The following is a 21,353-nucleotide window of genomic DNA, read 5'->3' on the forward strand; positions in this document are numbered from 1 at the left end:
CGCCGGACCCGGCGGGCCTCCCGGAGGGCCCCGGTTCGTCGACTGTCCGGAGCAGTCGCTATCGTCGGAGGGTGCAGAAGTCGGAACACCCAGGTCACGCCGTCGGTCGACGCCACGAGCGGGGCGACGCGTGACCGGTCCGTCCCCGGCGGACACCGCCGCCGCCGGCACGATCGAGCGGGAAGCCGAACGCCGTCGGACCGTCGCCGTGATCGCCCACCCGGACGCCGGCAAGTCCACGCTCACCGAGTCGCTGACCCTGGCGGCTTCCGCGATCGACGAGGCCGGTGCGGTCAAGGGCAAGTCCACCCGGCGCGCGACCGTGTCCGACTGGATGGAGATCGAGCGGAGCCGCGGGATCTCGATCAGCTCCGCCGTCGTCCAACTCGACGCTGGCGGCACGCTCATCAACGTCGTCGACACCCCCGGCCACGCCGACTTCTCCGAGGACACCTACCGCGCGCTCGCGGCCGTCGACTGCGCGGTCATGCTGATCGACGCCGCGAAGGGCATGGAGGCGCAGACGATCCGTCTGTTCGAGGTCTGCCGCACCCGCGACATCCCCGTCATCGCCGTCGTCAACAAGTGGGACCGCCCCGGCCGTGAAGCCCTCGACCTGCTCGACGAGCTCGAGGAGCGCACCGGACGTGCCCCGACGCCGGTCACCTGGCCGGTCGGTGAGGCCGGTGACCTGCAGGGACTGGTGGACACCATGACCGGGACCCTGACCACGTACGAGTCCACCGGCGGTGGGCACCTGCCGGTCGCGACCGAGCGCTCGGCGGACGAGGCCGCCGAACTGTTCAGCAGTGCGTGGGCGACCGCGCTGGAAGAGGTCGAGCTCACCCGCGAGGTCCGTGGGCTGCCCGACCAGGACGACTTCCACGCGCGCGTGAGCATGCCGGTGTTCTTCGGCGTCGCCACCAAGCACCTCGGCACGGTCGACCTGCTGCGCTTCCTGCGCGACACCGCCCCTGCCGCGCTCCCCCGTCGCACCGAGGACGGCGCGCCCCGTCCGGTCACCGAGCCCTTCGCAGCCCAGGTGTTCAAGGTGCAGGCGAACATGGACCCTGCCCACCACGACCAGGTCGCCTTCGTCCGCATCTGCTCGGGCCGGTTCGACCGCGGCATGATGCTGACCCACGCGCAGTCCGGCCGACGGTTCAACACCAAGCACGCGCTCAGCGTGTTCGGTCGGGAGCGCGACACCGTCGACGTCGCCTGGCCCGGCGACGTGGTCGGTCTGGTGAACGCGACGATGCTGCACCCCGGGGACACCCTGTACAGCGACGAGGCCGTCGAGTTCGAGCCGCTCCCCCGGTTCGCGCCGGAGATGTTCGCCACCGTCGCGCCCACCGACCCGAGCACCGCGAAGAAGTTCCGCAAGGGCATGCAACAGCTCGCCGGGGAGGGCGTCGTGCAGCTGCTCGAGTCCGAGCGTCGGACAGCGCAGGCGCCGATGGTCGGCGTCATCGGGTCGCTGCAGCTCGAGGTCCTGACGTCGCGCCTGTCGGCGGAGTTCGGCACCGCCGTCCGCGTCGAACCGCTGCCGTGGACGATGGTGCGCACCGTCACGGACTCCGACCTCGCGTTGCTCGAGCGGCGGCGCGACCTGGAGATCGTCACCACCGACCGCGACCGCTACGGGCTGTTCCGCGACCAGTGGCACCTCAACTCCGTGATGCGCGAGCTCAAGGGCCTGGAGCTGCCGGCACCGGTGTGAACCTCCCGCTGAGTCGCGACGGTGAACATCCGCCGACCTCGCCGTCGGGTCGCCAGCGCGCTGGCGCCACTGCACTCAGGGGCGGACGAACAGACCGGCTTCCGCGTCGTCGGTGGTGCGGCGCTGCATCACGAAGTGCTGCTTCTTCCCGGTGGCCGTGTAGGGCAACTCGTCGACGAAGGCGTAGAGGCGCGGCCGCTTGAAGTCGGCGAGGTCGGTGCTCGTCCTGCAGTGCGCGTCGAGAGCCGAAGCCGCGGAAGTGGGATCGGTCAGCTGTCCGCTGCGACGGACGACGTACGCGACGACGACCTGGCCCCACTCGGGGTCCGCCTTCCCGACCACGATCGAGTCCGCGACCCCGGCGTGACCGGCGAGGACCTCTTCGACCTGCACGGGGTGCACGTTCTCGCCGCCGGAGATGAGCATGTCGTCCTTCCGGCCGACGATCGTGACGACTTCGTCCTCGTTCCAGGTGGCGAGGTCACCCGGGTAGAACCACCCGTCCTGGAACTTCGCCTGCTCTGCGTCCGGGTTGTGCACGTAGGCGTACCCGGACTTGATCGACCGGATCGCGATCTCGCCGATCTCCTTGCCGTCCTTGGCCACCTGGTCCCGCGGGTCGGCGAGCCGTCCGGCGAGGGCCTGCACGACGGCGACGTCGTCGTCGATGTTCGCGCGTCCGGCGGCACCCGCGTTGGCGGTCAACTCGTAGCCACGGAGGAACGTGTTCCAGAAGGTCTCGGTCGTGCCGTACCCGTTCGAGATGTTCGGGGTGAGCACCCGCTGGTACCGCAGCGCCGCCTGCCGTTCGAAGGGTGCCCCCATCGTCACGATGCCGGTGAGGCTCGACAGGTCACGGGGTCGCGCCTCCTGCTCGTCCGCGAGGCGCTCCAGGTTCGTCGGAGCTCCGACGACGAACGTCAGGCTCGACTCCTCGATCAGGTCGAGGACGCGCACCGGGTCGAACTGCCGCAGGGTGACGGCTTCCGCCCCGACGTAGAACACCGGGTTCGGTCCCGCGCAGTACACGCCGCCCCGGTGGAACCAGGGCGACATGTTCAGCGTCCGGTCCCGGGGTGACAGCGGCAGGTGCATGATCACGTCGTGCGCACTCAGGGTCTCGTTGAGGCTCGACAGGGGCACGGCCTTCGGGCGGCCCGTGGTGCCCGAGGTGTAGAGGCGGGTGGTCTCGTCCCAGACGGTGCCGGCTTCGGGAGCTCGGAACGACGGTGCCGACGTGTCGAGCAACTCCGCGAAGGTGATCGAGCCCGGCAACGGCTCGACGTCAGGGGCCGGCTCTCCGACCGAGACCAGCACGGCCGGTCGATGGGAGGCCAGTGCGAGCGCGGTCGCGACGTCGGCGGAAGCAGCGGCTTCGTAGACGAAGACCACGGGCTCGGCGTCGTCGAGGATGTGTGCGGTCTCCCCGGGTGCAAGACGGAAGTTCATCGGCGAGCCCACGGCACGCAAGCCCTGGGTCGCGACGTAGAGGAACGCGAACTCCGGCCGGTTCATCAGCTGGTAGCAGACGACGTCGCCGGCTTGCACACCGTGGCGTGCGAGGCCACCGACCAGGTGTCCGGTGACCGCGCCGAGCTGGGCGTACGTCCACGACCGCCCGGTCTCCGGGTCGCTCAGAGCGGGCTTGCCGCCGAACCGGTGCACGTTGCGCTCCACGGCGGAGGCATAGGTGAAGTTCCGCTCGAAGACCGCCCGCAGCCGGGTCGGGTCGTACGCACGTCGGACGTCGGAACCATCTGCACTCATGTGACGATCAAAGCCGCATGAACTTCAGCACCGGAACCATTCCGCCAGGAGCGAACCCGGACCCCGCTGTGCGGACAGACGTCCACCGCCGGATCACTCCCGGACCGGGGCAGGGCTCGTCGAGCTCGGCCGACGCCGACGGGTCCCAGATCGTGGTCTCCGCGCCGACTCCCGAGTCGCATGATGGTGGAGTGAACCGCACCGACCGCCTCTACGCCCTCGTCGAGGAGTTGCGCGCTGTCGCTCCCCGGCCCCGCAGCGCGCGCTGGCTCGCCGAGCGGTTCGGGGTGTCGGTGCGGACCGTCGAGCGCGACCTCTCGGCGTTGCAGCAGTCGGGCCTCCCGATCTGGGCGGAGCCCGGCAGGACCGGGGGCTACGTCATCGACGCGACCGCGACGCTCTGGCCGACCGGGTTCACACCGGACGAAGCGCTCGCGGTGTTGGTCGGGCTCGGGACGCTGCAGCGTGGGCCCTTCCGACAGGCCGCCGCGACCGCCGTCCGGAAGGTCCTCGCGGTGATGCCGGAGGACGACGCTCGACGTGCCAGGGCCCTGGCGTCACGGGTGCACCTGCTCGAACCCGCCGACGACGCACCGGTGCTGCCGGCCTTCGCCGCCGCACTCCGGGCAGACCGGGTGGTCCGGCTGCGGTACCGGGACCGCTCGGGGTCGGAGTCCGTCCGGGAGGTCGAACCGCTGGGGTCGATCGGCAAGACCGGCGACTGGTACCTGATCGCCTGGTGCCGCCTGCGGGACGGTGTCCGCGCCTTCCGCGGCGACCGGGTGCTGTCGATCGAACTGACCGACGAGCGTCCGCAGCCGCGGACGCTCCGCCGCGAGGACCTGGACATCCCGTACGGTCGCCTCCGATCCGTCACCGAGCACGTCGACTGACCGGAGGCGACCGGATCCGGGAAACACCGACAGGACGGTGTCGCGGGTGTCGGGGAGGCTGGCCGGACCAGATCACCACTGCTCCAGGAGGCACCCGTGTCGTTCACATCCATCCGCATCGTCACCGAGGACGTCGACCGTCTCGCCGCGTTCTACGAGCGTGTCACCGGCCGCCCCGCCGAACGACCCGCGCCGGTCTTCGCGCAGTTCAGCGGCTCCGGCGCGGTCCTGGCCATCGCGAGCACGGCCACGGTCGCGATGCTCGGGGACGCCGTGTCCGCGCAGACGAACCGGTCGGTGTTCATCGAGTTCGAGGTCGCGGACGTCGACGGCGAGTTCGAACGTCTGCAGCCTGACCCCGGCGACGTCGTCCTGGCGCCGACGACGATGCCGTGGGGCAACCGGTCGGCGCTCGTCCGCGACCCCGACGGCAACGTCGTGAACCTGTTCAGCAGGCCGGCGTCCTGAGCGGCGGCCGCGTGACAGCGGCAGGACGTCGCGGCTCGTCCGGCGGCCGTCCGGTCACTCCCCAGCCGGGCAACGCGACGGGAGGCGCGGTGCGGGCCGGCGCCGTGCCTCCCGTCCGGCGGGTGCCGCAGCGGTCAGCCGGGCGCCGCGGGAAGGCGGACGGTGACGCGACCGGAGGACGGACCGCCGCACGGCTCCGCATCGTGCGGACTGTCCCATCGCAGCGCCACCGACTGCTCGATGAGCACGTGGCCGGCACGGTCGTACACGGCGACCGCACCGCGCTCCGGCGTGTCCATGCCCAGGTACAGCGTCCGGCTGTCGCCGCCGGCGACGGGTGTCGGTGTGTTCGCCGGGTCCGCCTCCGGTGGGAAGGGCGGCGGATCGTCGGCTGCGGGTGGCTCGCATCCGGCACCGCCGCACGCGGTCACGGCGGCGACGTCGGTGGTGTCACCGAGGAGCGTCACCTCGACGCCGTTCGCCCAGCCGATCGCCGTGCAGGTGGTCGGACCGACGCTGCACCCGGCGAGGCCGAGGGCGACGACGAGCGCCACCGCCCCGCCGATGGCCGTCGCTCGCCCCGTCCCCATGCGTCGATCCTGCACCGGGCGGTCCCGACCGTGGGACACGGTTCGGTCACGTCGTCCTGGGCGTCGGCCTCGGGATGCGGAGGAGCGCGACCGGTCGAGTGATCGGACCGATCGGACACCGGCTGTTCACGCGGGAGTCCGGCGGCACCGCATCCACTCGGCGATGAGGGCGGTTCCCGTGGTGAAGGCCGGGAGGCCCGGGCGGTTCAGGAAGGCGTGCGCACTGCCCGGCAGCACATGGCGTTCCACGTCGGCGCCCGCGGCCGCGAGCTCGGCCGCGAAGCGATCGCCCGAGGTCCGCATCGTGTCACGCTCGGCGTTCACGACGAGCGTCGGCGGGAAACCGGTCAGGTCGTGCCCGCCGGGGAACGCGTACCGGTGCACCAGCGCCCGCCGGGTGCCGGCGTGGTTGCGGTTCGCGACGTCGAGCGCCCACGGCGCGTGCGTGATGCGACGATGGCCGCGCGAGCGGTGCGCTGGGTCGCTCTCCCGGGGGCGCGCGGCGTGGAAGAACCCGTACGCGAAGACAGCTCCGACCGGAGGGGTGCCGTCGTCCACCGCGTGCAGGGCCGCGGCGGCAGCCAGACACGCCCCGGCGCTCGCGCCGCCGAGGACGATCCCCTCCGGGGACTGGGCCGACACGGCCCGTGCCGCGGCGGTGACGTCCTCGAGTGGCAGCCGGAAGCGCTCCGGTTGCTCCGCTGGCCCTCCCGGTCGCCGCCGCAGCGGTCCTGTGCCGGGGAACGGCGCCAGGCGGTACGCCGCCGTCACCACCCTGACGCCCTGGTCGGCGAGGACGCGGGCGACGTCGTGGGCCTCGGGTTGCGCAGGACTCCCCCGGAAGAACCCGCCGCCGTGCAGCCAGAGCAGCGTGGGACCCGCGCTGCTGTCCTCCGCCTCCGGTCGGTACCAGCGGAGCGATTCCGCACCGACGGCGTCCAACTTGCGCACGGGGATCAGGCCCCCGCACCGAGGCGAACGAGGACCGCCCCGTGCGGCCGCGGTGTCCCGCTCGCCGCGCAGCGGGTGTGCGTCTCGACGACGTCGAAGCCCGCGGCCCGCAACTCCTGCTCGAGCGCTTCGGCGGGCCACCGGTGTGCCGTCACGACCGCGTGGTCGAACGGCTCGACCGCGGGACCGACGAAGAAGCCGACGAGGAGCATGCCGCCCGGGCGGAGGACCCGGGCGAACTCCTCGAGAGGACGGCGGATGCGCTCCGGGTCGTGGTGGACGAGCGAGTACCAGGCGAGCACACCACCGTACGAGTCGGACGGGTCGTCCAGGGCGTCGATGCTGCCGGTCGTGAACCGGACGCCCGGGTAGGTACCCCGGGCGTGGTCGATGAAGGCCGGCACAGCGTCGATCCCGCGGACGTCGTGACCCGCCTCGGCGAGGAACGCGGTCCAGTGCCCTGGACCACACCCGGCGTCGAGTACCGGCCCCTCGACCGATGCCGCCCAGGCGCTGACGAGCTGCACGTCCGACGGGTGGACCGAGTCCATGGTCCCGAGGAGTTCGACGTACTCGGCTGCTCGGTCGGTGTACGCGTCCTCGACACTCGTCCCCATCGGGGCAGGCTACCGACGAAAGCCGAGGGAGCGGTCCGACCCGGCGGTCCTGACGCTCCGTCGTGACCTACTGGTCGGTGCGGAGGTTCGCGCGCAGGCGTGCGATCGACCCACGCCACTCGGCGAGCTCGGTCGTACCGGCGTCGTCCCACAGTTCCGCGAGTTCGCCGTCACCACTAGAGGCAGCGGCGACGGCCTGCGCGGCCAGTCGGACGAGCCCCGCATCGGGCTGGCCGGCACGGGCGACGAACTGCCCGATGGTCGCGGTGTAGGCGTCGTCCTGCGTCGGCCGTCCGAGACCGTGCGCGACGACCTCGGCGGCGGCGATCGCGAGTTCCGCGACGTCGCTGTCCATCCCGGGTCCGGCCTCCGTCGCCGCGGTGAGTGCCGACTCCACGACGGCCCACCCCCGCTCGTCGTCCAGATCGCCGACGAAGTCCGCCGCTGCGTCGTTGCCGACCGGTTCTGCGCTCCAGGTCCCCATGCGGCAACCCTAGACGGCGTGGACGGTGGAGGGGCCGGACCGCCGACTCAGACGATGACGACCTTCGCGTGGACGAGGATGTCGTGCAGGTCGGGACGCAGCGCCTCCTGCGAGGAGGTCCTCACCTTCACGATGAGCGCCGCTCCCGGCTTCGCGAACGCGCGTGCCACCGTGGCTGACCACGATCCGTCGGTGTTGTGGCCCGCGATCGACAGGAACTGCGCCGTCCCATCGGTCATGGTCGGTAGGAGCTGCTCCTCGAGCTGCTCGGCCGGCAGCCCGGCAGCCGTGAACAGCTGCTCCGTGGCCGCGCGGTCCCCGATCGACGGGTCGAGGTCGGTGATCCGCTGCTGCGTGATCGTCGCGACCGACCCGTCCGACTTCGTGTACTCCCGCGTCCCCGTGGCGGAATCCTCGCCGGTCTGCTTCCAGTCGCCGAGCGCGGAGATCTCGAGACTGAACGCCGGCAGCTCGGTCGTCGAGAGCGCAGTGCCGTCCTCGAACGTCAGATCGGTCGGTCCTGCGGCGTCGGCGGTCGGTGTCGGCGACGCGTCCGGTGTCGACGACGCGCTCGGCGATGATGCCTGCGACGTCGGCCGCTGGCTGGCCGGCGCAGTGCTGCCGGGTCCTGCGCACCCGGACAACGCGATGACCGCGATGACCGTTGCCGCGCCCACGCTGCTGATCCTGGACGTGATGGACATGCGTTCCCCCTTGCCTCCGCCGTGCGCCCCGTGCACCGGCGAGTCCGCGTCCGAGCCTAGGGGTCAGCGCCGTGGTCCGCGCATCGGGCACCCGTCGCCGCCCGGCGGTTCACCGGGCGTCGAACCGGTCCTTGTCCGCTGACACGTCGTCGCGGTGCGCTTCGGACCAGCGCTCGAGTTGCCGCACCGTCTGGTGCGGGGACGGTCCGAGGTCCGTGAACCCGATCATGACTGACGGCGTGGATCCCGTTCGGACCGCAGCACGTCCCCGGTGAGGGCGCGGAACCACCGGTGTGCCACGTCGGCGGTGAACTGGCGGTGCCAGGCGAGGACGATCGGTACCGGCGGGAGAGCGACCGGCAGCCGGAACGACCCCACTCCGTCGTCCAGTCGTGCTGCCACGGAGGCCGGCACGACGGCGACGGCGTCGGTCGACCGGACGACCTCGATCGCCGCGCCGGTCGCCGCCAGGGACGACACGACCGTCCGCGATCGGCCGACCGACTCCAGGTGATCGTCGACGCGGTCCCGCAACCGGCCTCGGCGCGACACCACCACGTGCGGCACCGCGACCCACTGCTCGAGGTCGATCGGTGCCGAGAGCATCGGATGACCGGCACGGGCCACTCCGACGAGCTCGTCCGTGCCGACGGCCTCGTGGTCGATCGACGGTGACACCGGCGCCGCTGATCCGATCTCCAGGTCGACCACCCCACGTCCGAGTTCGGTGTTCCCGCCGGACGCCTCGCCGAGGAACCGCACCCGGACACCGGGCGCGACCGTCGCCACCCGCTGCACGAGAACGGGCGCCAGTGCCGTCGTCAGGGCGTCGTGCGCCTGGATCGTGAACACACGCTGCAGCGCGTCGAGGTGCAACTCCCGTTCCGGTGTCAACACGTCGGCACTCCGCAGGACCAGGGCACGCACCTCGTCCCGCAGCGCGATCGCACGCGGGGTCGGCCGCATGACGCGACCGGCACGGACGAGGATCTGGTCCCCGGTCGCCTGGCGGATCCGACCGAGGGTGCGACTCATCGCGGGGGCGGACAGGTGCAGTCGGTCTGCGGCACCGGTGACGCTCTCCTCTTCGAGCAACGCATCCAACGCGGTCAGGAGATTCAGGTCCAGTTGCACGAAACGCAATCTACATGTGCACGGATTGTATTTGTGCGCATCACCGCCCGCTCCTACCGTTGCCACCACAGCGACGAGGAACGCCGCGGCGAAGGAGAAGAACCCCATGGACGACACGATCAACTCTGCGCAGACGGTCGACGACCTCGCGCTGCTCGCCGGCCTCACGGCCGCGGTCACCGAAGCAGGGGCCGTGTTGCTCGACCGCTTCTCGACCGAGGACCGCGTCGACGACCTCGACACGCTCCTCGCGGCGATCGGCGACAACGACGCCGCTTCGGTCGCGGTGCTCCGCCCGGCACTCGAGCGGCTCCGCCCGGAGGCCCGGTGGGACGACGACGAAGAAGGTCGCGGCTCCCTGGGTGCCGGAGAGTGGTGGGTCACGGACGCCGCCGAGGGCAACGTGAACCACATCCACGGCCGGGTCGACTGGGGAGTCACCGCGACACTCGTCCGCGACGACGTCCCCGTCGTCACCGCGGTGTTCCTGCCCGCCCTCGGCCAGACCTTCACCGCGGTCCGAGGCGCAGGGGCGTCCCTGAACGGTTCACCCCTCGCGGTGTCGGCGAAGTCCGACCTGGCCGCCGCACTCGTCGGCACCGGGCAGGCCGCGCCCGGGGAGGCGGCGGACGTCCGCCGCCGCATGAGCGCGTCGATCGACCGGATGCTCGGCGCCGCACTGCTCGTGTCCGCCACCGTCCCCGCGACCCTGCAGCTCGTGCAGGTCGCCGCCGGGCACACCGACGCGTTCTGGCAGTACGGCCAGGTCCGGTCCGGTCTCGTCGCCGGCGCACTGCTCGTGCAGGAGGCCCACGGCGCCGTCATCGACACCACCGGCGCGCCGTGGACCCTCGCCAGCGACGACTTCATCGCCACCACCCCCGGCCTGGCATCGGGCATCGCCGCGGTTCTCCGCTGACGCCGGTCGCCCCGCAGCTTCCCCAGGACAAGGAGTCCGCATGACCATGAACACCACCACGACCACGACCACGATCACGACGAGCACCATCGCCGTCCTCGGCGCCGGGCGCGTCGGCACGACCCTCGCAGCCGGGCTGGCCGCCGCTGGCCACCGGGTCACGCTCGGGGTCCGCGACCCGGGCACCGCCGCGGCCCGGAGCGACGCCAGCGTCTCGGCCGTCGCGACCGCGATCGCGAACAGCGATCTCGTCATCAACGCGACCCCGGGCGACGGTTCGCTCGAACGTCTCACCGGCCACCGTGAGGCACTCGCCGGCAAGGTGCTCCTGGACGTCTCGAACGCCACCGTCCGGAGCGCCGACGGCCTCCCCGGTGGGCTCCTCCACCGGGACACGAGTCTCGGTGAGCTCCTGCAGGCAGCACTCCCGGCGACGAAGGTCGTCAAGGGCCTGAACACGATGCTGTTCTCCGTCATGACGAGCCCCGGTGTGCTCCGGAACCCACCCACCGCGTTCCTCTCCGGCGACGACCCCGACGCGAAGGACCTGGTGCGGACCGTCCTGAGCAGCCTCGGATGGCAGGACGACTGGGTGGTCGACCTCGGAGACATCAGCACAGCTCGGGGCACCGAGGCGGTGGCGCTCCTGGTGCCGAGTCTGCTCGGGTCGGTCGGCTTCGTGCCCTTCGCGATCGCCGTCGCCCGCTGACCGTCCGGTCAGCACGCCGACACCGAGGACCCCCGGTCTCCCCTCACACGGGAGACCGGGGGTCCTCGTCGATCATCAGCGCTTCAGGTTCGTCAGCTCCTGCAGCACCTCGTCCGAGGTGGTGATGATGCGGGCGTTCGCCTGGAAGCCGCGCTGCGCGACGATCAGGTTGGTGAACTCCTGCGACAGGTCCACGTTCGACATCTCGAGCGTGCCGGCAGCCAGCGAGCCGACGCCCGCGGATCCCGGGACGCCGACGGTGGCGGCCCCGGAGTTCGCGGTCGCGCGGTAGCCCGACGCGCCGGTCTTCTCGAGGCCGGCCGGGTTGGCGAAGGTCGCGAGGGCGATGCGGCCGACGGCGAGCGAGGCACCGTTCGAGAACGTGCCCATCACGGTGCCGTCCTTCGAGATCGAGTAGCTCTTCAGCGAGCCGGCCTCGTGCCCGTTCTGCGACGAGATCGACGCCGTGTTGAGCGCGGCGAAGCCCGTCAGCTGCGTCATGTCGACCGAAACGCCCCCGACCTGCAGGGTCGCACCGCGTGTGATCTTGCCGTCGGCGCCGAACGTGACGGTGCCGGTGGCCGAGGCGCCCTGCCCGTTCGAGGCGGCGACGGTCCACCCGGTGTCGGTCTTCGTGTACGCGAGCGACAGGGTGTGCTTCGTGCCGTACTGGTCGTAGACGGTGGCGTCGCGGTTGAGGACCTCGCCGGTCTTGGTGTCGGACGGCAGGTTGCCGGTGACGCCAGCGGTGCTGGTCGCGGTGGCGGGGGCGGCGGCCTGCAGCGGCAGCGTGATGTCGCTCATCTGGCCGCCGTCGTCGACGACGCCGTTGGTGGCCGAGTAGCCCTGGACGATCTTGCCGTCCGCGCTGACCAGGCGGCCGTCAGCGTCGAAGTCGAACGCGCCGGCGCGGCTGTACACGGTGTCGTTGCCCAGGCGGGTGACGAAGAAACCGTCGCCGGAGATCATCAGGTCGGTGGCCTTGCCGGTCGCCTGTGCGGAGCCCTGGGCGAAGTTGGTGGAGACGCCGGCGACCTGCACACCGAGGCCGATCTGTGCGGGGTTCGTGCCGCCGATGCCGGTCTGGGGGCCGCCGGCACCCTGGGTCATCTGCGACAGGGTGTCCTGGAACACGGTGGTCGACGATTTGAAGCCGACGGTGTTCACGTTCGCGATATTGTTTCCAGTAACATCCAGCATTTCCTGGTGCGAGCGGAGGCCGGAGATCCCGGAGTAGAGCGAGCGGAGCATGGTGCGTCCCTTCGTGGACGAGGAGTGTGGGAAGTGGATGGGGTCAGGAACCGGAGGCGGTGGTGATACCGGAGATCACGTCGAGATCGACCTCCTTCCCGTTCACGGTCACGGTCGGCACGCTCTTCGCGTAGGAGACCGCGGTGGCAGTCCCGGTGACGGCCGCGCCGGAGGCGGCGTCGGTGTAGCTGACCTGCTTCCCGACGAGGTTCGCGGCGGCCATGCGCATCTGCAGCGAGAAGTCCTCGTTGGCCGTCGTGGTCTGGTTGGTGACCTGCTCCATCATCGCGAGCTGCGTCTGCTGGCTGATCATCTGGTTCGTGTCCATCGGCGACGACGGGTCCTGGTTGCGGAGCTGCGTCACGAGGAGCTTCATGAAGACCTCGGAGTCCATCGTCTGCGACCGCGACGAGGTGGGGTTGGCGGCGACTGCTGCGGCGGCCGTGGCGGTGTCCACGGAGCCGGTGATCCCGTCGAGTGGCATGGTTCTCGTTCCTTGTCGTGGTGGCCGGTCAGGCGAGGACGTCGAGTCCCGCGGTGCGGACGGTGGTCGGGGCGGACGGGAGGGCCGTGGCGGGGCCGGTGCGGGCCTCCCGTCCGGTGGGACGAGCGGTGTCACGGCCGGCACCGTCGCGACCGGCGCCGTCGCGTCCGGAGCCGTCACGCCCGGCGGTGTCGGCGGCTGAGCGGTCGCGACCGTCGGCAGCGGCGTCCGCCGGGTGGTTCTGCGCGGACAGGTCGAGCGTGGTGCCACCACCGGAGTCACGACGGAGGTCCGGCAGGATCTGCCGCACCGCGTCGCGACCCGCGTCCGAGGCCGCGAACAACTCGACGTGCATGCCGTGTCCGGTGACGTGGGCTCGGACGGTGACGGGGCCGAGGGCCTCCGGAGTGAGCTGCACGGTCAGGACGTGCTCACCGGGTCCGGCCTGCGCGAGGGTGAACAGCGGACGCGCCAGCTGCTGCGCCAGCGGTTGCGGCGCGGCAGCTGCGGTGGCCGGGGCGACCGACGCTGCGGTGGTCCCGACGCTCGCGGGAGCCGCGGTCGAGGGGACGGCCAGCACGGCGGGTACGTCGACCGTGCCGGTGCCGGCCGGGAGGCTCGCCCCGCCCTGGTCCGCGGCGGCCGCGGTGGTCTGACGGAGGGCAGCGGTGGCCGGGTTGCCGGCAGCGGCGGCGGTGACGGTCGCGGTCGGAGTAGCCGCGCCCGTGGTCGGGGCGACCGGGTACGGAGCGGCCGTGGGTGAAGCCATCGCGGCGGCGGGCACCGGGATGGAGACGGAGGACAGGGCGCCGGTGGGCGACGCCGCGGTGGTGCTCGGCGCGACGGTGTCCGCCGACGCTGCGACTGCCGGCGCCCCGACCGCGGCGGTGGCCGAGGTGTCGTTCGCCGACGAGGACGCGGACGCGGACGCGGACGCGGACGGCACCGCTGTCGGGACCTGAGGAGCCGTGTCCACCGGTGCGGCGACGAGCGGCGCAGACGGCAGGACGGGTCCGGGGACCGGCACCGCGACGGTCGGCGCGTTGCCGGTGGCGTCGGCGGGGTCCGCCGTCGCCACTCCGCCGTCGCCGTCGCCGTCGCCGGGAGTGTCGAGCATCGCGGAGGTGTCGGCGACGGCACCGGCGACGTCGGTCCCGACGACCCCGGCGCCGGCCACACCGGCGCTGGCCGCACTGGCGCGGACGAGCACGGCGGCGGCGACGACCGGAACGGCCCTGGCGAGGGTGCCCGCTGCGGGCTGCCCGGTCGAGTCGGAGCCGGTCCGCGCGGCCTCGATCGGCAGGGCAGCGGTGCTGGTCGTCGGCGTCACGGGCCCGGTCGCGGGCGTCGCGGTGACCGGCGTGGCGACGGTCGCGGGCGTGGCCGACGACGTCGTTGACGACGACGTCGGGACGCTCGTGCTCGGCTCCCCCGCCGGGTCCTGCCGTCCGCGATCGCGCTCCCCCGCACCGGAGACAGCGGACAGAGCCGCCCCGAAGTCAGTGCTCGAACGGGCCTCCGCCGCACGCGGCCGGACGACGGCCGGCACCGGCGTCAGCGGTGCACCCGTCACGAGCGCGCTCACGCGGCGCTCCCGGCGAAGAGCGACTGCAGCGCGGCCATCTGCATGTCGGTGGCGTTCGTGGCGCTGCTCGCACCGGCGGTCCGGGCGACCTGCGCGGCGGAGGTGGCTGCAGCCTCCTGGCCGGACGGCACGATGCGGCGGATGGTGGCGATGTCGGAGTCCTTGTACCAGTTGTCGACGATCCGGACGTCCTTGCCCGGGCGCGGGGCGTGCAGCACCTTGCCGTCGCCGACGTAGATGACGATGTGCTGCTCGCCCTTGGGGATGATGAGGTCGCCGGGCTGCGCCTGCGCCAGGGACGGCACCGCGACACCCATGTCCGCCTGGTCCGGGACGACCCGCGGCATGGTGACGCCGAGGTCCTTGAAGACGGTCTGCACCAGACCGGAGCAGTCCATGCCGGCGCGCGTCTCGCCGCCGAACACGTACGGGACGCCGAGGTACTTCTCCGCCGCGGCGACGACGGCGTCGCCGGTGGCACCGCTGCCGGTCGCCAGGGTGCCGCGGCCGGCATCGACGGACGTGGCGGGTGCGGCGGTGGCTGCGGCGGCGGCGGTCGTGGCGGCTGCACCGGTGGTCGTGCCGGACCGCGCGCCGGCGCCGGTCTCGGTGGCCAGCGCGTCGGCGAAGGTGGACGCAGCGGCGGAGGAAGCGGCGGCCGACCCGGCGGTGGCCGGCGCAGTGGCGCCGCCCTGCAGCGTCTCGATCTGGCTGCGGATCTCGCTGATCCGCGAGAGCACGGCGTCGATGCTCATCGGTGTCCCCCCTCGGTGCGGCGACGAGCCGCGATCTCGTCGAGTGCGTTCTGTTCGGTGCGCAGGTCCTCGGCGGCGACCCGCGTGGTGTGCTGCCCCTCGAGCTTCTCGAGCCCGAGTGCCGAGCGGCGTGCGGCGTTGTAGGTCTGCTGGGCACGGTCGACGTCGGCACGGCGGGACCGGACGACGGCGTCGAGCTCCTCGAGCATCCCGCGGGTCGCGGCACGGGCCGAGGCGACGGCGCTGAGCGTCGCCGCGTCGGTGACCGTCGACGGTTCGTCGTCGAGGGTGCGGCGGGCAGCCATCCGGGCGTCGGCAGCCTCGCGGACCCGGCCGTTCGCGTCCGCGAGGGTCGCGGCGGCACGGTCCTGTTCGGCGTGCCGCAGACGCAGGAGCCCGGCGAGCGGGAAGCGGCGGGCCATCAGACGAGCCCCCCGCCGCTGCCGAGGGTGCGGACGAGACCGGCGAGGCGCTCCCACGACCCGGCGGCGGTGACCTGCTCGGCCATGCCCTGGCGGAGGAACGCGTCGATGGCGTCCTGGTGGTCCACGGCGGCGTCGACCAGCGGGTTGGTGCCGCGCTGGTAGGCGCCGACGTCGAGCAGGTCCTGCGCGGCACGCCGTGCGGCCATGACCTTCCGGAGCGCGGTCGCGGTGGCGCGCTGCTCGGGCGTCGTCACCTTCGATGCGACGCGCGAGATCGACCCGAGCGCGTCGACGGAGGGGAAGTGCCCGGTGACGGCGAGCTTCCGGTCGAGCACCACGTGCCCGTCGAGGATGCTGCGTGCGGCGTCGGCGATCGGCTCGTTGTGGTCGTCGCCGTCGACCAGGACGGTGTAGATCCCGGTGACGCTGCCGACCCGGTCGGTGCCGGCGCGCTCGAGCAGGCCGGCGAGCACGGAGAACGTCGACGGCGGGTAGCCCCGGGTGGCCGGCGGTTCGCCGACGGACAGGCCGATCTCCCGCTGCGCCATCGCGACGCGGGTCAGCGAGTCCATCATCAGCACGACGTCCTGGCCGGCGTCGCGGAAGGACTCCGCGATGCGGGTCGCGACGAACGCGGCACGCAGGCGCATCAGGGCGGGTTCGTCGGACGTCGACACGACGACGATCGAGCGGGCGAGCCCGGCAGGCCCCAGGTCGTCCTCCAGGAACTCCCGGACCTCGCGGCCGCGTTCGCCGACCAGGGCGATCACGTTCACGGCAGCGTCGCTCCCCCGCGCGATCATCGACAGCAGCGAGGACTTGCCGACACCGGAGCCCGCGAAGAGACCCATGCGCTGGCCCCGGCCGACGGTGGTCAGCGTGTCGAGCACACGGACGCCGAGCTGCATCGGGGTGTCGATGCGGGTGCGCGCCATGGCGTTCGGGGTGTCGTGGTCCAGCGGGACCCAGGCGTCTGCCGCGAGCGGCCCGCGGTCGTCGATCGGACGGCCGAGACCGTCGATGACGCGGCCGAACAGCCCGAGGCCGGTCGGCACGAGCACGGGCCGGCCGGTCGAGCGGGCAGGGGTGCCGGCGGTGATCCCGTTCAGGCGGCCGAGGGGCATGCAGCGCACCCCGGACGAGTCCGTGGCGACGACCTCGACCGCGGTCTGGGCCGCACCCTCGGCACCGACCGTGATGACCTCGCCGACGTGGGCGTCGAGCCCGGCGATCGTCAGGCCGAGGCCGACGGCGCTCGTCACGGTGCCGACCCGCTGCGGCTGCGCAGCACGAATCGCGTCGTCGAGGCCCCGCGGGCGGAGCAGCCCGTGCTCGAGGACGCCGGAAGCGCTCACCGGACGCCCCCGAGGGCAGCGCGAGCACGGTCGAGGGCAGCGTCGATGCGTGCGTCGAGCAGTCCGTCGGGCAGGTCGACCACGGCGTCGCCGTCCCGGAGGGACGCATCCGCCACCACGGGGACCGGCATCGTCAGGTCCGCGACGGCCGCCGCGTCCGCCGGGCTGAGCCGGACCGCCGTCACCACGGGCGCGCTCGCAGCGGCCAGGGCGCGTCGGAGCGTCTCCTCGGCGGCGGCCGGACGTCCGGACACCCCGTCCACGTCGTCAGCCCGGGAGGCCCGCACCGCGTACCCGACGACGGCCTCGGCCAGGTCGACGGCCGCGCTGGCGACCGACTGCTCGGCGTCGGCGAGGACCGGCGCGACCCGGGCCTGGAGCGCCGCGGCGGCACGGTCGAGGACCGCGAGCCGGTCGACGACGAACGCCTCGAGGTCGGACAGTCGTGCGGCGTGCTCGGCGTCCATCCGGGCACGGGCTGCGTCGGTCTCGACCTGGGCGGCACGGAGCCCGGCGGCGTACCCGGCAGCATGGCCGCGGACGTCCGCGCTCGCGGCACGACGGGCCAGGGCGGCGTCGGTGATCACCGGGAACGCGACCGGGGCGAAGGCGTCAGTCAACGAGCTCGTCCTCCTCGGCGCGGTGGACCGTGATGACGCCCTGGGCCTCGAGCTCGCGGACGGAGCGGACGACCTCGGCGCGCGCCTCCTCGACCTGCGACACCCGGACCGGGCCCATCGACTGCAGTTCGTCGTCGAGCAGTTCGCGGTTGCGCTCGGAGACGTTCGCGCGGATCGTCTCGACGACCGGCGTGGACGCACCCTTCATGGCGGTGGCCAGGATCTTCGAGTCGATGCCGCGGAGCACCTGCTGGATGTCGCGCGACTCGAGCTTGACGATGTCCTCGAAGGTGAGCATCCGCGAACGGATGTCCTCGGCGAGTTCCGGGTCACGAGCCTCCAGACCGTCGAGCACGGCCTTCTCGGTGGCGACGTCCGACCGGTTGATGATCTCGACCAGCGGCGCGATGCCGCCGACGACGTCGACGCTCTCGCGCGGCGAGACGACGGCTCCGGCGCGCGAGCGCAGGACCCCGGCGACGATGCCGACGGACTCGGGCGTGGCGGTGCCCATCGTGGCGAACGCCTGCGCGACGTCGGTGCGGACGCGCTCGTCGAACCCGGCGAGGACGGCGCTCGCCTGGGCGGGCTTCAGGTGCGCGAGCACGAGGGCGATGGTCTGGGGCAGCTCGCCCTCGAGCAGGGCGATGACCTGGCCGGGCTCGGCGTCGTCGAGGAACTCGAACGACTGACCGGCCAGGTTCGACGCCAGCCGGTCCATCACACCGGCGGCGCGCTCGGCCCCGAAGGACGCCTCGAGCAGGCCCAGCGCGGTCTCCTTGCCGCCGCGACGGTTCGTGCGGCCGGTGCGGGTGAGGCGGTGGAACTCGCCGAGGGTGCGGTCGACGACCTCGTCGTCGACGCGGCGCATCCGGACGATCTCCTGCGAGATCTCCTCGGCCTCCAGCTCGGTGAACTGCTTCATGACCTCGGCGGCCCGCTCGGTGTCCATCTGCATGAGGATGAGCGCGACCTTCTGCGCCCCGGTCAGCGGTCGGTCGGTGCCGGGTGCGGGGACGACGGCGCTCACACCGACGCCCGGTCGTCGAGCAGGCCGCGGAGGAGCTCGGCGGTGCGCTTCGGGTCGCGCTCGGCGAGGGCCGCGATGTCCTGGCGGCGGCGTTCCGCGGTGATCTCGTCCGTGGTGAGGACCTCGGTCGGGGCGTCGTCGTGCGGCAGGGCCTGCAGCGCCACGGTCGGGGCGTCCCCGGCCTCGAGACCGGTGCGGACGTCGGCCGGTTCGACGGCGAGCGGCAGCGGGAACGCCTCACCGAACGCGTCGAGCTCACCGATGTCGACCTGTTCGCGCTGCTGGCGGCGGCTGCGACGGGCCAGGACCACCATCAGGGCGACGAGGGCCAGGACGATCCCGACGACGATCCCGGCGGTGCGGATCGCCGACCAGAGCGCCTCCTGCTGGTCCGCCTGCTGCTGCGCCTCGAGCGCCTTCGCGGCGTCGTCGGCGGCACTGGTGTCGAAGTCCATCATCGCGACCTTGACCTGGTCGCCGCGGGTCGCGTCGACGCCGGCGGCGTTCGCCACCAGGTCGTTGATGCTCTGCAGGTTGACGCCCTGCACGGATTTCGCCTTGGAGTTGAGCGCGACGGAGATCGTCTGGCGGTCCATCGCACCGGCCGGGATCTGCGTCGTCTCGGTGGTCTTGTCGACGGCGTTGTTCTTCGTCGCGGACTGGTTCTCGTACCCGCCGTCGCCGTTCCCGGTGCCCGAGTTGGCGGTGCCGTTCGGGACGGCGATGTTGTCCGGTCCGAGGACGCCCGTCGCGCCGGCGCCGGCACCGGTGGCCCCGGCGCCGTACTGCTCCTTCGTGGACGACTCGTTGAGCGCCACCGGGCCGGTCGTCGGCGTCGTGTAGGACTCGGTCGTGCGGGTGCCGGAGTTGTCGCTCATCGTCGCCGCGACGACGACGCTGGCGTTGCCGGCACCCAGCGTGGTGTCGAGCAGGTCCTGCACCTTCTTGCTCGTGGCGGCGTCGTAGTCGGCGGCCTGGTCGGTACCGGAGCCGGTCGCGCCGGTGCCGACCGCCGACAGGGTCTGGCCCTTCTGGTCGACGACGGACACGTCGGTCGGCTGCATGCCCTCGACGGCGGCGCTGGTCAGGTGCACGATGGCCTGGACCTGGTCGGTGCCGAGTTGGGCGCCGTTCTTGGTGGCGATGAAGACCGACGCGGTGGGGTCCTTCTCCTCGGACACGAACACGGACTTCTTCGGGATCGCCAGCTGCACGCTCGCGGTCTGCACGCCGTCCATCGCGGAGATCGTCTTGGCGAGCTCGCCCTCGATCGCGCGCTTGTAGGTGACGTCCTGCTGGAACTCGGAGCTCGTCACGCCCATGGTGTCGAGCAGCGAGTAGCCGCCCTCGTTCGACGACGGCAACCCGTTCGAGGCGGCCTTGAGTCGCTCCGTGTAGACCTTCGCCTGCGGGACCAGGATCGTCGCGCCGCCGTCGGTGAGTTGGAAGGGCACGCCGTCGGTGGTGAGCTGGTCGGTGACCGAACTCGCGTCGGCAGCGGCCAGGCCGGTGAACAGCGGCGCGTACGACGGCTTGCCGAGCCAGGACGCGAGCGCGATGCCGCCGAGCACGAGTGCCGCGATGCCGATGACCGCGATGGTCCGCTGTGCGGCGGTGAACCCCTTGACGTACGCGCCGAGCCGGCCGAGCACGTTCTGCATGCCGGCGGGCATCAGGCCTGCATCCGCATGATCTCGTTGAACGCGTCGACGCCCTTGTTCCGGACGGCGGCGACGAGCTCGAGGGTGACCTGCGCACGGGTGGACGCGATGGTGGCGTCGTGGATGTCGTCGAGGTTGCCCGTGACGGCCTTCAGGGCCAGAGTCTTCGAGTCGCTCTGCAGCTGCTGCAGCCCGTCGACGGCGTTGCCGAGACTGGCGGCGAACCCGTCGCCCCCGGTCCCGGTGACCGCGGACGAACCGAGGTCGCTGCTGGTGCCGGTGACGTTCGTCACGGCGTTCGTCATCGCGTTGGTGGTCACACCGTTCACGGCGTCGATGGGCATCAGTTCTTCCCGATCTGCAGTGCCGCCTCGTAGGCGGTCTTGGCTCGGTCGACCACGGCGGCGTTCGCCTGGTAGCCGCGCTGGGCCATGATGAGGTCCGCCATCTGCGTGCCGAGGTCGATGTCCGGCATGCGGACGTAGCCCTCGGGGTTGGCGAGCGGGTTGTCCGGGTCGTAGGTGACCCGGCCGGCGGCGCTGCCGAACGCGGCGCCCTTGACGTAGGCGCCGGAGACGCCGTTGCCCTCCTGGACCTCGACGTAGCGGGCCTGGAACGCGGAGTCGTCCATGGACCGGACGGTGTTGACGTTGGCGATGTTGTCGGAGATCGCGTCGAGCCACTTGCGGTGCACGGTCATGCCGGTGCTCGCGATCCCGATCGCGTCGAAGGTCGTCACGAGTTGGTCCGCATCGCCGCACGGACGCTGGTGAGCTCGGAGTTCATCGCCTGCGTCGCGAACTGGTACCGCAGCACCGTGTCGACGTTCGACAGCGTCTCCTCGTCGAGGTTGACGTTGTTGCCGTTCGTGTTCGTCGGCTCCAGGCTCCGCGCGACGGTCGGCGTGGTGCGGCCGTTCCCGTCGACGATCGACTTCGCGAGCGCGTCCTCGAACTGGACCTTGCCGGCCCGGAAGTCCGTGGTGTTGATGTTCGCGATGTTGTCGGCGATCACGCGCTGACGCATCGACAGGCCGTCGAGTGCGCTCTGCAGCGCGGCAGACGTCACGGAGTCGAACACGGATGGGTCCCCTCGTCGGGCGTCGTCGGGGTGACGTCGCCGTGGCGGTGGTGGCCGATCCGTGGCCGGGTGGTCGAGCGATCCGTGCTCAGAGAGGCCTATCGGCGGCTCCGCTGAGCCGTGTAAGCCGTCGCCCCGAACGGGGGCC

Annotated in this window: 24 protein-coding genes; 5 read left to right on the plus strand and 19 right to left on the minus strand. The window is 72.2% G+C overall.

All coding sequences use genetic code 11. The features are described 5' to 3' along the window. Window positions 1-130: 130 nt before the first annotated feature. Window positions 131-1,723 (plus strand): peptide chain release factor 3, encoded by a 1,593-nt coding sequence (locus DEI89_RS02270; protein ID WP_258368638.1) that lies wholly within the window; start codon window positions 131-133, stop codon window positions 1,721-1,723. A 75-nt stretch (window positions 1,724-1,798) separates the two neighbouring features. On the opposite strand, the gene DEI89_RS02275 is transcribed toward DEI89_RS02270, so the two are convergent. Next, complete coding sequence (locus DEI89_RS02275; RefSeq protein WP_110902379.1) at window positions 1,799-3,490, minus strand: class I adenylate-forming enzyme family protein; 1,692 nt, start codon at window positions 3,488-3,490, stop codon at window positions 1,799-1,801. A 191-nt stretch (window positions 3,491-3,681) separates the two neighbouring features. On the opposite strand from DEI89_RS02275, the gene DEI89_RS02280 reads away from it, so the two are divergent. Next, complete coding sequence (locus DEI89_RS02280) at window positions 3,682-4,383, plus strand: YafY family protein (protein ID WP_110902512.1); 702 nt, start codon at window positions 3,682-3,684, stop codon at window positions 4,381-4,383. A 96-nt stretch (window positions 4,384-4,479) separates the two neighbouring features. Continuing rightward, entirely contained in the window at window positions 4,480-4,851 is a 372-nt protein-coding gene (locus DEI89_RS02285; RefSeq protein WP_110902380.1) for a VOC family protein, read from the plus strand. A 134-nt stretch (window positions 4,852-4,985) separates the two neighbouring features. Here DEI89_RS02285 and DEI89_RS02290 read toward each other — a convergent pair whose 3' ends face one another. From DEI89_RS02290 to DEI89_RS02315, 6 genes are all read right to left on the minus strand, one after another. Further along, window positions 4,986-5,441 carry a hypothetical protein gene (locus DEI89_RS02290; protein ID WP_110902381.1) on the minus strand — a complete coding sequence of 152 codons (456 nt, stop codon included), beginning with the start codon at window positions 5,439-5,441 and terminating at the stop codon, window positions 4,986-4,988. Window positions 5,442-5,567: 126 nt separating this feature from the next. After that, entirely contained in the window at window positions 5,568-6,392 is an 825-nt protein-coding gene (locus tag DEI89_RS02295) for an alpha/beta hydrolase (protein WP_181421457.1), read from the minus strand. A 5-nt stretch (window positions 6,393-6,397) separates the two neighbouring features. Then, window positions 6,398-7,009, minus strand: coding sequence for a class I SAM-dependent methyltransferase (locus tag DEI89_RS02300; protein WP_110902383.1), 612 nt, complete (start codon window positions 7,007-7,009; stop codon window positions 6,398-6,400). Window positions 7,010-7,076: 67 nt separating this feature from the next. Beyond that, window positions 7,077-7,493 (minus strand): DUF4259 domain-containing protein, encoded by a 417-nt coding sequence (locus DEI89_RS02305; RefSeq protein WP_110902384.1) that lies wholly within the window; start codon window positions 7,491-7,493, stop codon window positions 7,077-7,079. A 47-nt stretch (window positions 7,494-7,540) separates the two neighbouring features. Continuing rightward, window positions 7,541-8,197, minus strand: coding sequence for a hypothetical protein (locus DEI89_RS02310; protein WP_146236657.1), 657 nt, complete (start codon window positions 8,195-8,197; stop codon window positions 7,541-7,543). Window positions 8,198-8,422: 225 nt separating this feature from the next. After that, window positions 8,423-9,331 (minus strand): LysR family transcriptional regulator, encoded by a 909-nt coding sequence (locus DEI89_RS02315; RefSeq protein WP_110902386.1) that lies wholly within the window; start codon window positions 9,329-9,331, stop codon window positions 8,423-8,425. Window positions 9,332-9,437: 106 nt separating this feature from the next. Here DEI89_RS02315 and DEI89_RS02320 point away from each other — a divergent pair, with 106 nt between their 5' ends. Further along, window positions 9,438-10,250: an inositol monophosphatase family protein gene (locus tag DEI89_RS02320; protein WP_110902387.1), complete on the plus strand. Its 813-nt coding sequence runs from the start codon at window positions 9,438-9,440 to the stop codon at window positions 10,248-10,250. Between the two features lie 40 nt (window positions 10,251-10,290). Continuing rightward, window positions 10,291-10,959, plus strand: coding sequence for an NADPH-dependent F420 reductase (locus DEI89_RS02325; protein WP_220034504.1), 669 nt, complete (start codon window positions 10,291-10,293; stop codon window positions 10,957-10,959). 75 nt (window positions 10,960-11,034) lie between these two features. Here the strand turns inward: DEI89_RS02325 and DEI89_RS02330 are convergent, their stop codons facing one another. From DEI89_RS02330 to DEI89_RS02385, 12 genes are read right to left on the minus strand one after another with little or no spacing between them, the layout of a single operon-like run. Beyond that, complete coding sequence (locus tag DEI89_RS02330; protein WP_110902388.1) at window positions 11,035-12,210, minus strand: flagellar hook protein FlgE; 1,176 nt, start codon at window positions 12,208-12,210, stop codon at window positions 11,035-11,037. A gap of 43 nt (window positions 12,211-12,253) precedes the next feature. Beyond that, window positions 12,254-12,694 carry a flagellar hook assembly protein FlgD gene (locus tag DEI89_RS02335; protein ID WP_110902389.1) on the minus strand — a complete coding sequence of 147 codons (441 nt, stop codon included), beginning with the start codon at window positions 12,692-12,694 and terminating at the stop codon, window positions 12,254-12,256. A 28-nt stretch (window positions 12,695-12,722) separates the two neighbouring features. Then, window positions 12,723-14,279 (minus strand): flagellar hook-length control protein FliK, encoded by a 1,557-nt coding sequence (locus DEI89_RS02340; RefSeq protein WP_146236658.1) that lies wholly within the window; start codon window positions 14,277-14,279, stop codon window positions 12,723-12,725. Next, window positions 14,276-15,034 carry a C40 family peptidase gene (locus DEI89_RS18210; RefSeq protein WP_110902391.1) on the minus strand — a complete coding sequence of 253 codons (759 nt, stop codon included), beginning with the start codon at window positions 15,032-15,034 and terminating at the stop codon, window positions 14,276-14,278. The genes DEI89_RS02340 and DEI89_RS18210 overlap by 4 nt, the downstream gene beginning before the upstream one ends. Then, complete coding sequence (locus tag DEI89_RS02350) at window positions 15,031-15,456, minus strand: flagellar FliJ family protein (protein ID WP_110902392.1); 426 nt, start codon at window positions 15,454-15,456, stop codon at window positions 15,031-15,033. The genes DEI89_RS18210 and DEI89_RS02350 overlap by 4 nt, the downstream gene beginning before the upstream one ends. Further along, window positions 15,456-16,814, minus strand: coding sequence for a FliI/YscN family ATPase (locus tag DEI89_RS02355; protein ID WP_258368644.1), 1,359 nt, complete (start codon window positions 16,812-16,814; stop codon window positions 15,456-15,458). The genes DEI89_RS02350 and DEI89_RS02355 overlap by 1 nt, the downstream gene beginning before the upstream one ends. Then, complete coding sequence (locus DEI89_RS02360; RefSeq protein WP_110902393.1) at window positions 16,811-17,434, minus strand: hypothetical protein; 624 nt, start codon at window positions 17,432-17,434, stop codon at window positions 16,811-16,813. The genes DEI89_RS02355 and DEI89_RS02360 overlap by 4 nt, the downstream gene beginning before the upstream one ends. After that, window positions 17,427-18,464 carry a flagellar motor switch protein FliG gene (fliG, locus tag DEI89_RS02365; RefSeq protein WP_110902394.1) on the minus strand — a complete coding sequence of 346 codons (1,038 nt, stop codon included), beginning with the start codon at window positions 18,462-18,464 and terminating at the stop codon, window positions 17,427-17,429. The genes DEI89_RS02360 and fliG overlap by 8 nt, the downstream gene beginning before the upstream one ends. Continuing rightward, entirely contained in the window at window positions 18,461-20,137 is a 1,677-nt protein-coding gene (gene fliF / locus DEI89_RS02370) for a flagellar basal-body MS-ring/collar protein FliF (RefSeq protein WP_110902395.1), read from the minus strand. The genes fliG and fliF overlap by 4 nt, the downstream gene beginning before the upstream one ends. After that, the gene (gene fliE / locus DEI89_RS02375) at window positions 20,137-20,469 is read right to left on the minus strand and encodes a flagellar hook-basal body complex protein FliE (protein WP_181421458.1); all 333 of its coding nucleotides are present in this window, start codon (window positions 20,467-20,469) and stop codon (window positions 20,137-20,139) included. Before fliE ends, fliF begins: the two co-directional genes overlap by 1 nt. Continuing rightward, window positions 20,469-20,864, minus strand: coding sequence for a flagellar basal body rod protein FlgC (locus tag DEI89_RS02380; protein ID WP_258368647.1), 396 nt, complete (start codon window positions 20,862-20,864; stop codon window positions 20,469-20,471). Before DEI89_RS02380 ends, fliE begins: the two co-directional genes overlap by 1 nt. Continuing rightward, the gene (locus tag DEI89_RS02385) at window positions 20,861-21,205 is read right to left on the minus strand and encodes a flagellar basal body protein (protein ID WP_110902396.1); all 345 of its coding nucleotides are present in this window, start codon (window positions 21,203-21,205) and stop codon (window positions 20,861-20,863) included. Before DEI89_RS02385 ends, DEI89_RS02380 begins: the two co-directional genes overlap by 4 nt. Between the last annotated feature and the right edge of the window lie 148 nt (window positions 21,206-21,353).

This window comes from Curtobacterium sp. MCBD17_030 (assembly GCF_003224255.1).
Taxonomy (GTDB): domain Bacteria; phylum Actinomycetota; class Actinomycetes; order Actinomycetales; family Microbacteriaceae; genus Curtobacterium.